The sequence below is a fragment of the Sphingobacterium cavernae genome (assembly GCF_008520265.1).
GTDB lineage: Bacteria > Bacteroidota > Bacteroidia > Sphingobacteriales > Sphingobacteriaceae > Sphingobacterium > Sphingobacterium cavernae.
In genome coordinates this window covers 17,829-30,160 of the sequence record NZ_VIQM01000009.1, presented here as the reverse complement: position 1 = coordinate 30,160, position 12,332 = coordinate 17,829, and the positions used below count along the sequence as shown (strand labels likewise).

The following is a 12,332-nucleotide window of genomic DNA, read 5'->3' as shown; positions in this document are numbered from 1 at the left end:
ATGAAAGAGATATTAATAATAATCTCATTTTTACTATCAATATCTACTTCATATTGCCAAATTGAGAGGTTTACTCATCTCGAAGGTGGAATATTGACCTATGGTCCCGAGACTATGGAGCTCGGGCTTTCTTTTCGCGGAGTAAATGCATGGAAGTATACAGATAAATTTTCTGCAGGACTTGGGGTAGGGTATGAGAAATATACATTTAATGAAAATGAAGGTAATCCATTTAAGGCTTTACCGTTATTTACACAAGCAAAATATATTCTATGTCCAGATAAATCTAAATCCTTGTATGGAGCTTTTGATTTAGGATACAGTTTAAGTTTAAATAAATCAGAAGAAAGTACAAATACCAAAAAATCATATAAAGGAGGTTTACTCGCTTCACCGCAACTAGGATTATTGTGGTATATGAATAAAGATAAGAAGTCTCATATTACTTTATCTTTCGGGTACAAATATCAACGTTTCACTGAAAATATTTATTTCAACAATATCGGTTGGATGTTTGAGGCAAATGATTTTTCAAGTGTTAAAAATGTCGAAATTTTAAGTGGCTATGATAATTATACCAAAAGCAAATATAATTTGCATCGGTTATCTGTGATGTTAGGAATTGGATTTTAGATTAAACTTTAAATTCCACCATGATGGTTTCATCGGGATGAAGCCCCAACAGTGTACTGGCGTTTCCTTTGTTGATGGCGATTTCCAGATAATTTGAAATTCCAAAAAGACAAAGTTTTTCACCTTCTGAAACTTCATTGTAATGCCAGCTCATCTTGTTGATGGTTTCATTACGTTTGAAGTGCAAGATGAAATTACGGCCTTTCTGCACTTGATTGAACAGGTCTTTGCTTATGTTACTAATGACATTACCAAATGAGTCGATGTAAGAAACGTGTCCTTTGATAATATTGCCTTCGATGATAGGTAATAATGTTACTTTTTGAAGTGGCGCATCAATCACTGATCCTAACTCCAAAATATCTTTGCCGTCAGCAATATGACAAGCAGCTTTGACTAAGATGTCTGCCAATGGAAAATGCAAAAAGCGTAAATCTTGCATCATTTCAATTTCTACAAGATGTTCTGCCTTATTTTCGCCCAAAAGAATACTGAATATTCCATTATCAGCACCAACGAAATAATGCCCATTGAATTTCATGGCAATATAGCGGCTTCCCTCTTGGAATACGGTATCAATACCGATAAGGTGTACGGTATTTTTAGGAAAATAGTGATAAGCATTCTGCAATACGAATGCTGCATTTTGTATATTGAAAGATGGAATTTCATGCGTGATATCAATTAACTTGACATCAGGAAGCAATGAAATAATGCTTCCTTTAAGTGCCGCCTGATAAAAATCGCGATACCCAAGATCAGTTGTTAACGTAATTACACTCATTCTGTTTGTTAGTGTGCGAGAGACACGCCTCTACTATATATCCTTAATATTTCTAAAAATGACTACAAAGGTATAAAAACTACCTCTGTTAATACTTTAATTGTGCTTAAAATAGTTAATATTTTTTAGAATTGGTGAGAGTCAGAATATTAGTTTGTATTTTTGTAAGTAAGATAAATTACATCGATTATGGGAAAATTGAAGTAATTCTTTACCATAAAGCCATTACACTAAAAATATAATAGTTTGAGTGAATTAATAATCAATTTAGAAGGTGTCAATTTAGTGTCGCTGTGGGGGGCTGACAATGAAAATTTTGAATCTATTAAAGAAAGATTTGCAAAATTACGATTGATAGCTCGTGGCACAGAACTAAAAGTTTTGGGCGAAGAAACGGAACAAAAACTATTTGAGTCCATATTTACTACAATCCTAGATCATGTATCAAAGTATGACAACCTTGAGCTTGTGCAGCTAGAAGAACTTTTAGGCGTAAAACCAAAAGGTGATGCTTCGATAGCCACAGGAAAACAAGATGCTTCTGCAGCGTTGAAATCTGAGCCTATAGTATATGGTCCAAACGGTTTGATCGTGCGCGCGCGTACACCAAATCAGCGTAAAATGGTAGATAGTATATCTAAGAATGATATCTTATTTGCTATAGGTCCAGCTGGTACGGGCAAAACATATACGGCTGTTGCTTTAGCTGTTCGTGCTTTACGTAACAAAGAAATCAAACGAATCATTTTGACACGTCCCGCGGTAGAAGCTGGTGAGAATTTGGGTTTTTTACCTGGTGACTTGAAAGAAAAGGTAGATCCTTATTTGAGACCTTTGTACGATGCTTTGGATGATATGATTCCTGCGGAAAAACTAAAGGGCTATTTAGAAAATAGAACTATTGAAGTTGCACCTTTAGCATTTATGCGTGGTCGTACATTGGATAATTGTTTTGTGATATTGGATGAGGCGCAGAATGCGACCGATATGCAGCTGAAAATGTTTTTGACGCGTATGGGGCCTACAGCCAAGTTTATTGTGACAGGTGATTTGACACAGATAGATTTGCCAAAGAAAAACCAATCAGGATTAGCGACAGCGATTAAAATCTTAGATGGTATCAAAGGTATCGATATTGTCTACTTAACAGGGAGCGATGTCGTACGTCACAAATTGGTAAAACGTATTTTAGAAGCTTACGGAGATTTAAATAATAATAATTAATATATAAGGCACCTTGCGGTGCCATTTTTGATAGTATGAGTGCGATAAAAGAAACGAATTTTAAGTTTGACAAACAAACTGCTTTTTACAGAGGTAAAGTTAGAGATGTTTATACTATTGACAACGAATACCTGGTAATGGTAGCATCAGATCGTATTTCGGCTTTTGATGTGGTTTTACCTGAGCCTATACCTTTTAAAGGTCAAGTTTTAAATCAAATCGCTGCAAAATTCTTGAAAGCTACAGCGGATATTCTGCCAAATTGGGTAATCGCTGTGCCGGATCCTTCAGCTACGGTTGGACACATGTGCGAACCGTTCAAAGTAGAGATGGTTATCAGAGGTTATATGTCTGGTCATGCATGGCGTACATATCGTGATGGCGGTCGTCAGTTGTGTGGTGTCACATTGCCCGAAGGGTTAAAAGAAAATGATAAGCTTCCAGAGCCGATTATTACTCCTACGACAAAGGAGGCAGTGGGGCATGATGAGGATATTTCTAAAGAAGATATTATCGATAAGGGTATTGTAAGTCAGGAAGATTATGAGCAATTAGAGAAATATGCGCACGCATTATACCAAAGAGGTACGGAAATCGCTAAGGAAAGAGGACTGATACTTGTGGATACGAAATACGAGTTTGGGAAGAAAGATGGACAAATCTATTTGATGGATGAAATCCACACGCCAGATTCATCACGTTATTTCTACCTAGAAGGATATGAAGAAAGACAAGCCAATGGAGAGCCTCAAAAACAGCTTTCAAAAGAATTTGTACGTCAGTGGTTGATTGAAAATGGTTTTCAAGGAAAAGAAGGACAGCAAGTTCCAGAAATGACAGAAGAGATTGTGAAATCTATTTCTGAGCGTTACATTGAGTTATATGAGCATATCGTAGGTGAGAAATTTCAATATCCTGCTGAAGGTGAGGTGTTAGCACGTGTAGAAAGCAATATCAGCAAAGCTTTAAGGGAATTATAAAAACATAAATATCTTGATTATGAAATACACAATTGACAAGCACGAACGCTATGTAGTCATCGAACCTTTGCGTGAAGTAATAGATGGAGCTGCCGCAAATTATTTAAAAGGAGAATTCATGTTACGAAATACTGCTGGGCAGCGAAATATTGTGTTAGATCTTAATCAAGTGGAAGAGATCAGTGAAGAAGGCATACGCATGGGCCTATTGGCACACCGCCTTTGTAATGCGGCGGGCGGAGATTTTATAATAATTAATATCAATCCGCAGGTGGAACAAACGCTGAAAGTATTACATTTGGATATGCATTTCACAATCTTGAAATCATTGGCAGCTGCTGAAGATTGGATTTTTGGGAATGAGCTACAGCGCGATTTAATAGGAGGATAAAGAAATATGAAATTTGAAGTTTTGATTTTGGGGAATAGTTCGGCTACGCCAATGTATGATCGCCACCCAACTGCCCAAATCATTAATTTCAATGAGCAAATATATCTGATTGACTGTGGTGAAGGGACGCAAATGCAATTGCATCGGTATGGTGTGAAAAGTAATAAAATATCACACATTTTTATCAGTCATTTACATGGAGATCACTATTTGGGCTTAGTAGGTTTGTTGTCATCAATGAGTCTGCATGGTCGACATAGTGATCTTCATCTGTATGGTCCTGAACCATTGATTGAAATTATCAATCTGCAACTCAAATACTCGGAAACCTTTTTACAATTTAATTTGATTTTTCACCCAACAAATTCGAATGAGGAAGAGGTTGTTTTTCAAAATAATTCTATTTCGGTAAAGTCATTTCCGTTGCGGCATCGCGTGCCGACAACGGGATTTCGATTCGATGAAGCGCCTCGGAATGCGTCAATTATTCGAAAGAAAATCGAAAAACTAAAAATCCCAACAGTCTTTTTACAGCAATTGAAGCGCGGTATGGACTGTGTGGATTTAGATGGAACAGTTTATAAAGCAGCGGAACTAACCAAGCCAGCTCCAGCTTCCCGCAGTTATGCATACTGTTCGGATACACGCGCTTTTGAGTCTTATGTATCCAGTATTCAAAATGTTGATCTTTTGTATCATGAAAGCACATTTATGCATGATATGAAGGAGCGAGCGATAGAAACTTTACACAGTACAGCACTTGAAGCGGCGCAAGTAGCCAAGCATGTCGGCGCTAAAAAATTATTATTAGGGCATTATTCAGCACGATACCGTGAATTGAATCCTTTAGTTGAAGAAGCAAAATTAGAATTTTTCAATTCTGAGTTGTCTTTTGAAGGAAAATGGTATAATGTCTAGTGTTTTTGTATAATTTTCCTCATATTTACGCCTTAATTTTAACAGGCTCTAATTATGTCTTTTAACTTAGAAAATCTTTTACGGGACAACATTAAAAAGTTGGTCCCTTATTCTTCCGCTCGTGATGAGTTCAAAGGAGAAGCGTCGGTATTGTTGGATGCGAATGAAAATTCATTTGGTTCACCATTACCGCATCATTACAACCGCTATCCTGACCCATTACAGCATCAAGTTAAAGACAAACTATCTGCTATAAAGGGGATTCCGGGAGAAAATATTTTTTTAGGAAATGGTAGTGACGAGGCGATTGATATCTTGTACAGAGCATTTTGTAAACCGGGAGTGGACAATGTAATATTGGTTCCACCAACTTACGGTATGTATGAAGTGTCTGCGAATATCAATGATGTAGAGATTCGTAAAGTGAATTTGACTACAGATTATCAGTTGAATTTGGATGGAATTGCGACAGCGATCGATGCAAATACAAAATTGATTTTTATTTGTTCGCCCAATAATCCAACAGGAAATAGTATTCGTCGTCAAGATATCGAAACGGTGTTGACAAATTTTGATGGTATAGTGGTGATTGATGAAGCATATATCAACTTTTCGAAACAACGTTCTTTTACACAAGAATTGAATGAATTTCCGAATTTGGTGATTCTTCAGACTTTGTCTAAAGCTTGGGGATTAGCAGCTTTGCGTTTGGGAATGGCATTTTCGAGCAAAGAGATTATCGCTGTTTTCAATAAAATAAAACCGCCTTATAATATCAATCAAGCAACGCAGGACTTAGTTTTGGAAGCTTTAGGGAATGTGGAACAGGTAAATTCTTGGATTAAAGAAACAGTCGAAGAACGTGAGAAATTAGCGACAGCTTTGTATCAGATTGAACAAGTTCATCACATTACACCTTCGGACGCTAACTTTATTTTAGCCAAATTAGTAGAACCACGTGAATTGTATAATTTCTTGGTGAATCAAGGAATTATCGTACGTGATCGTTCGAAAGTAGAATTATGCGAAGGTTGTCTACGAGTGACAGTCGGAACGGCAGAAGAAAATATTAAATTAGTAGAAGCTATTAAGCAATTTTATATATAAACGAAACATGGCAGATTTGATTAAAAGAGTTTTATTTATTGATCGTGACGGCACTTTAATTATAGAGCCGGAAGACCAACAAATAGATTCTTTTGCAAAATTGAAGTTTTATCCTGGCGCTTTGCAATACCTTCCACGTATTGCGAAAGAACTGGATTTTGAATTGGTTTTGGTGTCGAATCAAGATGGTTTGGGAACAGACTCACATCCTGAGGCGAACTTTTGGCCAGTTCACAATTTTATACTAGAAGTATTAGAAGGCGAAGGTGTTACTTTTGCTAAAGAACATATTGATCGCACTTATCCACATGAAAACGCGGAAACACGTAAACCAGGAATTGGCATGTTGGGTGAATATTTTGACGCTACAAAATACAACTTGGCTGAATCATTCGTGATTGGTGATCGTGTAAATGATGTGAAATTGGCTCAAAATTTGGGCGCTAAAGCTATTTGGTTACGTAATAACGACGAATTAGGAAAGGCTGAGGGTGTAGAATTTGCACAAGAGGCAATAGGTTTGGAAACTTCAGATTGGAAAGCGATATACGAGTTCTTGAAATTAGGAACACGTACTGGTGAACATCACCGCAAAACTAATGAGACCGATATTTATATCAAGTTGAATTTGGACGGCTCGGGTAAAGCGGAAATAGAAACAGGGTTGCCGTTCTTCAATCATATGCTTGACCAAATTGCACGTCACGGAGCGATTGACCTAACGGTGAAAGCGAAAGGTGATTTGCATATTGATGAGCATCATACTATCGAAGATACAGGTATCGCTTTAGGTGAAATTTTCTTAAAAGTTTTAGGTGATAAACGTGGAATTGAGCGTTATTCTTATACTTTGCCAATGGACGATTGTTTGGCGCAAGTAGCTTTGGATTTTGGTGGTCGTAATTGGATTGTGTGGGATGCGGAATTCAAGCGTGAGAAAATAGGAGATATGCCCACGGAAATGTTTTTCCATTTCTTCAAATCATTTTCTGATGCTTCCAGATCGAATTTGAATATCAAAGCCGAAGGCGATAACGAACACCACAAGATTGAAGCAATTTTCAAAGCTTTTGCGAAATCAATCAAAAAAGCAGTACGCCGCGACGCAGACAATATGCAGTTGCCAAGTACGAAGGGAGTCTTGTAGGTTAGATTTGAGACATAAGATTTGAGATAGGAGACCTTGAAATTGTCTAATGTCTATTATCTCAAATCTAATATCTAATTAAATATGATTGGAATTGTAAATTACGGAGCGGGGAATATATTTTCATTGACGGCGGCGTTGGATAGAATCCAAGTGGAGCATGGCATGATTAATACTCAAGAAGACTTCGATAAATATAGCCACATTATTATTCCAGGTGTGGGACATGCAGGTGCTGCAATGAAAAAGTTGCAGGATACGGGTTTGGTGGATACTATTTTGGCACTACAAAAACCTGTTCTAGGCATCTGCGTAGGCATGCAGCTGATGACTTCCTTCTCGGAAGAAGGAAATGCCGATATGTTGAACATTTTCCCTGTTAAAACGTTACATTTTGACAAACGTATAGGAGCTAAAGTTCCGCATATGGGCTGGAATAGTGTACGTGTAGAAAATAATAGTCCGCTTTTTACGGATATTGCAGATAATAGCTACTTTTACTTCGTTCACTCGTATTTTATTGAGCGCGAAGAATCGACTGTTGCGGCGACTTGTTCGTATGATTTGGATTTTGCGGCAGCATTTCAAAAAAATAACTTCTATGGCGTACAATTTCACCCAGAGAAATCGGGTAAATTTGGCGAGCAGTTGTTATTGAATTTTTCAAGATTTTAATTAAATAAAAATATTACTATGTATATCATTCCAGCGATTGATGTTTTAGACAAAAAGGTAGTACGTCTTAGAGAAGGTAATTATCAAGACGTGACGACTTACGATATCTCTTTAGAAGACCAAATCAAAAATTACTATGCTAATGGTACCGAAATGGTGCATATCATAGATTTGAACGGTGCTAAAGGTGATTTTTCGAATCAAGAATACCTTTTCGAAATTATCCAAAAAACGGATATGAAAGTACAATACGGTGGTGGTGTACGCAGTATTGAGAAAGTAAAAGAACTGGTAGATGCTGGTGTTTACCGCGTTATCGTGGGTACGCAAGCGATTACAAATCCTTCTTTTTTAGAAGAATTAGCAACATTGAACCAAGGTCCTGTTAAATACGCAGATCACATCGTTATTGCGATTGATGTATTGGATGAGGTTATCAAATATTCAGGTTGGTTAGAAAGTTCTCCAATCAAATTAGTAGAATATATTGATAAATGTTTGGCATTAGGATTCTTCCGTTTCTTGTGTACAGATATTTCTAAAGACGGAAAATTAGGTGGTGCTGGTGTAGAATTGTACAAAAAATTGTTAGATCACTCGCCAATCATCAAATTGATCGGTTCAGGTGGTATTTCTTCAATGAAAGATATCGAAGACTTGAACGATTTAGGTCGTATTGAATCTGTCGTTGTAGGAAAAGCGATTTATGAAAATAAAATTTCAATTGAAGAGATCAAAGATTGGAATTTGAAATCATTAATTAAATTCTAAGATGCTAGCAAAACGTATCATTCCTTGTTTGGATGTCAAAGATGGACGCACGGTAAAGGGCGTCAATTTTGTGGACTTGCGGGACGCGGGTGATCCTGTGGAATTGGCTTGGCAATATTCGGAACAAGGCGCTGATGAATTGGTATTTTTGGATATTACAGCTACACATGAAAAGCGTAAAACTACTATTGATTTGGTTAAATCCGTTGCACGTCAAGTTAATATACCTTTCACCATTGGTGGTGGAATAAATGAGATGCGAGATGCGGAAATCTTATTGAATAGTGGTGCAGACAAAATTTCGATTAATTCGGCTGCGGTTCGTAATCCACAATTAATTGACGACTTAGCAAAAGCTTTCGGAACACAATTCGTGGTTGTTGCGGTAGATACACGCTTGGTGGATGGCAAAAATTATGTGCATCTACGTGGTGGTCGTGACAAAACAGATATCGAAACTGAAAACTGGATTAAAGAAGCTGAAAGTCGTGGAGCTGGCGAAATCTTGTTGACTTCGATGGATCATGATGGCACGAAGAATGGATTTGATAATGGATTGTTAAAGAAAATTAACGATACAATCAATATTCCATTGATAGCTTCGGGCGGAGCAGGAAATCAACAGCATTTTGTGGATACATTCCAGCAAGCCAATGTGGATGCTGCTTTGGCGGCTTCGGTATTTCATTATGGTGAAATATTGATTCCAGATTTGAAAGAAACATTACGTAAAAACGGTATTATCGTCAGATAATCGAAATAAGCTCTTGGAAAGGGGCGAAATATAAATAAAGCTATGATAGATTTTGAAAAAGGGAATGGATTAGTTCCAGTAATTGTCCAAGATTTTCAAACATTAGAAGTGTTGATGTTAGGCTACATGAATGATGAGGCTTGGCAAAAGACACAACAAGAAAAGAAAGTTACGTTTTTCTCCAGAACGAAGGATAGATTGTGGATAAAAGGCGAGGAGAGTGGTAACTTTTTGCTTGTAAAAAGCTATCATATTGATTGTGATAAAGACACGATTTTAATCAAAGCAGAGCCAGTTGGCCCTACTTGTCATACAGGCTCTCGCAGTTGTTTTAATACAGAATTTAATCAAAACTTTTTGTTGCAGTTAGAGCGTATTGTAAGCCATCGTTTTGAGCATCCTATGGAAGAGTCTTACGTGAATCGTTTACGTCAAAGAGGATTGAATAAGATTGCGCAAAAAGTAGGTGAAGAAGGTGTGGAGACAGTTATCGCTGCTTTAGCTGAAACTGAAACGGATTTGATTAACGAGGCTTCGGATTTGTTATTTCACTTGATAGTGTTATTACGTGAAAAGGGGCTTTCCTTAGAGACAATTGCTAAAAATTTAGAAAGTAGACATCAGTAAGACATTCTTACGATGATATTCTTACAAAAGTGCCGTATCTTCGTACGGCATTTTTTTTTATTGATATGATAGAAGTTACATTAGAAAATACGTTGATTGGACATCAAAATCCTATTTATACCTTAGCTGTGGATGAGCAAAATGGTTTGTTGTATTCAGCAGGGAATGATAAAGGGATTGTGGAATGGGATTTGAATACATTGAAGTTCAAACGTGTTTTGTGTACCGTTCCATCATCGGTTTATAACTTGTGCTATATTGCGGAGAAAGATTTGTTAGTCACAACATTGCGAACAGGTGATATCTTGGTTATTCGGAAATCAGAACCTGAATTGGTTGCGAAATTAGCAGTTGAAAAAGGTGCGGCTTTTGTTGTTAAAGCAATTCTATCCAAGAATGAGTTGCTGGCAATCGATGAATATGGAAAAGCTTATGTTTGGAATTTAGAAAATTTTGAATTGCTTTATTCTTTTCAAGCAACCAATACAACTGTCAGAAGTTTAGAAATTGATGAAGAGAAACATTTAATGGCTTTGGGTGATAAGAATGGTTTTATGCATCTTTTGGATTTTAGAGATTACCATACATTGTTATCAAAAAAGATTCATACACAGTCTGTGACTAGTTTGTCATTCGTCGATAGTCATTTGATTTCGGGAGGAAGAGATGCCAAAATGTACAAATTATCAATTACAGATCTTTCTGTGCTTGCAGAAGTCACACCGCATATGTTTACGGTTTATGGCATAGTGTCTTTGGGAAATTCCTATTTCGCGAGTGTGAGCCGAGATAAAACGTTAAAGATTTGGGATTCGGAATTCAAATTGCAGAAGAATATTTCGCGCGATCGAGGGATTGACTCACATCATTTGTCTATCAATACTGTGGTTTACAGTTCTACACAACAACTTTTGTGCACAGCAGGTGACGACAAAATGGTAAAAATTTGGAAGATTAGTTATTAATTTTCTACTCTAAAGACATTAGTGTTTTTCTTCGCTTGAATAGGAGATAAAATATCGTCAATATCGCTAAAATCAATAGGGTCAAAAAGCTATAGCGCATAATAATATAATAGACGACATCTTCTTTACCTTGACTAACATTGTAATAGTAGGAGCCCAAGATGCCAGCGGTGTATCCTACCATGATCGCCGGTAGATTACACACAAATGATTTGTACAACGTAAAACAAAAACTTCCAATAAGAAATAAAATAGCTACATAGAAAAATACAGGATGATCAGCTCTTTCATTGAACATAGAACTTAGTGTAGGGATTCCATTAAAGCCCAATAAATAAACAAACCAACCGCTATAAAGTCCTAAAGACGTACGCGTGAAGAAATGTACGAAAGATGGGTTTTTGTGATCACGTATACTGAAAATAATATTTAGTTTATGGAGCGTATAATAGGTTGCGAAGGTAAAAATATAAGCGGCAATCAAATAATTATTCACCTTGAGCACCATGCTTATTCCAAGTAATAGCTGATTCAATATCATCAAATTACCAGCATCTTCGATTTTCTGAGCTAATGGTAAATCTTCTGCATATTCTCTCTTGAGGACAATGCAGTACAACACAGCTGTAAAGACTAAGGTAACAATAATGATTTTCCAAATGTTAAATGTCGCAACATGTGGTGTCAGAAATGACCAATTATCAAAAAAGGTATCGTATATGGGTAGCCCATATATTTTTTTGTCGTCTACAATAATAATCCAAAACGAATTTATAATTATAAACAACAGATTTAGAAAAGCTAATTGATGTGCACTTTTCATCCTTGGTTAATAAGAGTAATGTAGATATGGATTAGTTTATTAAAGATAATATTTCTTTCAGATATTTCTCATCTACTGCTGTAAAATGATTGATATGTTCACTATCAACATCTAATACACCTACTAATTTATTATCGACATAAAATGGTAGGACAATCTCAGATTTGGAAAGTGAACTACATGCGATATGACCTGGAAATTCTTCCACGTCAGGCACAATAAGTGTCTCTTCTTTCGCCCAAGCAGTGCCACAGACTCCACGATTGTACGCGATTCTTGTACATGCAACAGGACCTTGAAATGGTCCTAACACCAATTCATTGTCTTTGATTAAATAAAAGCCTACCCAAAAAAAGTTGAACTGTTCTTTCAATGCAGCACTGATATTTGCTAGGTTGGCTATTAAATCTCTTTCACCCGTCAAAAGTCCTTTAATCTGTGGAACTAGACTCTTGTATTGCTCTTCTCTTTCTCCTCCAATTATTTTTAAATCTTCTGCCATGTGCTGTTTTTCATAAGTATGTACAAAACTT

The 12,332-nt window shown here is 36.7% G+C and carries 15 protein-coding genes; 12 read left to right on the top strand and 3 right to left on the bottom strand.

Annotation, left to right across the window (positions count from 1 at the left end; all coding sequences use genetic code 11):
• Complete coding sequence (locus tag FLS47_RS00680) at positions 1–633, top strand: hypothetical protein (protein WP_149912476.1); 633 nt, start codon at positions 1–3, stop codon at positions 631–633.
• A 1-nt stretch (position 634) separates the two neighbouring features.
• Here the strand turns inward: FLS47_RS00680 and FLS47_RS00675 are convergent, their stop codons facing one another.
• The gene (locus tag FLS47_RS00675) at positions 635–1,417 is read right to left on the bottom strand and encodes an SAM hydrolase/SAM-dependent halogenase family protein (RefSeq protein ID WP_149912475.1); all 783 of its coding nucleotides are present in this window, start codon (positions 1,415–1,417) and stop codon (positions 635–637) included.
• Between the two features lie 246 nt (positions 1,418–1,663).
• On the opposite strand from FLS47_RS00675, the gene FLS47_RS00670 reads away from it, so the two are divergent.
• The 11 genes from FLS47_RS00670 (at position 1,664) to FLS47_RS00620 (ending at position 10,976) form a co-directional block, all read left to right on the top strand.
• On the top strand, positions 1,664–2,641 hold the full coding sequence (locus FLS47_RS00670; RefSeq protein WP_149912474.1) for a PhoH family protein: 978 nt from the start codon (positions 1,664–1,666) through the stop codon (positions 2,639–2,641).
• A 35-nt stretch (positions 2,642–2,676) separates the two neighbouring features.
• The gene (locus FLS47_RS00665) at positions 2,677–3,621 is read left to right on the top strand and encodes a phosphoribosylaminoimidazolesuccinocarboxamide synthase (protein WP_149912473.1); all 945 of its coding nucleotides are present in this window, start codon (positions 2,677–2,679) and stop codon (positions 3,619–3,621) included.
• A 19-nt stretch (positions 3,622–3,640) separates the two neighbouring features.
• Entirely contained in the window at positions 3,641–4,012 is a 372-nt protein-coding gene (locus FLS47_RS00660; protein WP_149912472.1) for an STAS domain-containing protein, read from the top strand.
• Between the two features lie 6 nt (positions 4,013–4,018).
• On the top strand, positions 4,019–4,930 hold the full coding sequence (locus tag FLS47_RS00655) for a ribonuclease Z (RefSeq protein ID WP_149912471.1): 912 nt from the start codon (positions 4,019–4,021) through the stop codon (positions 4,928–4,930).
• 54 nt (positions 4,931–4,984) lie between these two features.
• Positions 4,985–6,037 carry a histidinol-phosphate transaminase gene (hisC, locus tag FLS47_RS00650; RefSeq protein WP_149912470.1) on the top strand — a complete coding sequence of 351 codons (1,053 nt, stop codon included), beginning with the start codon at positions 4,985–4,987 and terminating at the stop codon, positions 6,035–6,037.
• Between the two features lie 7 nt (positions 6,038–6,044).
• A complete protein-coding gene (gene hisB / locus FLS47_RS00645; RefSeq protein WP_149912469.1) occupies positions 6,045–7,184 on the top strand; it encodes a bifunctional histidinol-phosphatase/imidazoleglycerol-phosphate dehydratase HisB in 1,140 nt (379 codons plus the stop codon).
• A gap of 84 nt (positions 7,185–7,268) precedes the next feature.
• Positions 7,269–7,859 carry an imidazole glycerol phosphate synthase subunit HisH gene (gene hisH, locus FLS47_RS00640; RefSeq protein WP_149912468.1) on the top strand — a complete coding sequence of 197 codons (591 nt, stop codon included), beginning with the start codon at positions 7,269–7,271 and terminating at the stop codon, positions 7,857–7,859.
• 18 nt (positions 7,860–7,877) lie between these two features.
• A complete protein-coding gene (locus FLS47_RS00635) occupies positions 7,878–8,630 on the top strand; it encodes a 1-(5-phosphoribosyl)-5-[(5-phosphoribosylamino)methylideneamino]imidazole-4-carboxamide isomerase (protein WP_149912467.1) in 753 nt (250 codons plus the stop codon).
• 1 nt (position 8,631) lies between these two features.
• Positions 8,632–9,384 carry an imidazole glycerol phosphate synthase subunit HisF gene (hisF, locus tag FLS47_RS00630; RefSeq protein ID WP_149912466.1) on the top strand — a complete coding sequence of 251 codons (753 nt, stop codon included), beginning with the start codon at positions 8,632–8,634 and terminating at the stop codon, positions 9,382–9,384.
• A gap of 42 nt (positions 9,385–9,426) precedes the next feature.
• Complete coding sequence (gene hisIE, locus FLS47_RS00625; RefSeq protein ID WP_149912465.1) at positions 9,427–10,011, top strand: bifunctional phosphoribosyl-AMP cyclohydrolase/phosphoribosyl-ATP diphosphatase HisIE; 585 nt, start codon at positions 9,427–9,429, stop codon at positions 10,009–10,011.
• Positions 10,012–10,076: 65 nt separating this feature from the next.
• Positions 10,077–10,976 carry a WD40 repeat domain-containing protein gene (locus FLS47_RS00620; protein WP_149912528.1) on the top strand — a complete coding sequence of 300 codons (900 nt, stop codon included), beginning with the start codon at positions 10,077–10,079 and terminating at the stop codon, positions 10,974–10,976.
• 4 nt (positions 10,977–10,980) lie between these two features.
• On the opposite strand, the gene FLS47_RS00615 is transcribed toward FLS47_RS00620, so the two are convergent.
• Together FLS47_RS00615 and FLS47_RS00610 are read right to left on the bottom strand one after the other, a co-directional pair.
• Positions 10,981–11,799, bottom strand: a complete 819-nt coding sequence (locus FLS47_RS00615; protein ID WP_149912464.1) for a hypothetical protein — start codon at positions 11,797–11,799, stop codon at positions 10,981–10,983.
• A 31-nt stretch (positions 11,800–11,830) separates the two neighbouring features.
• Entirely contained in the window at positions 11,831–12,301 is a 471-nt protein-coding gene (locus FLS47_RS00610) for a GAF domain-containing protein (RefSeq protein WP_149912463.1), read from the bottom strand.
• Between the last annotated feature and the right edge of the window lie 31 nt (positions 12,302–12,332).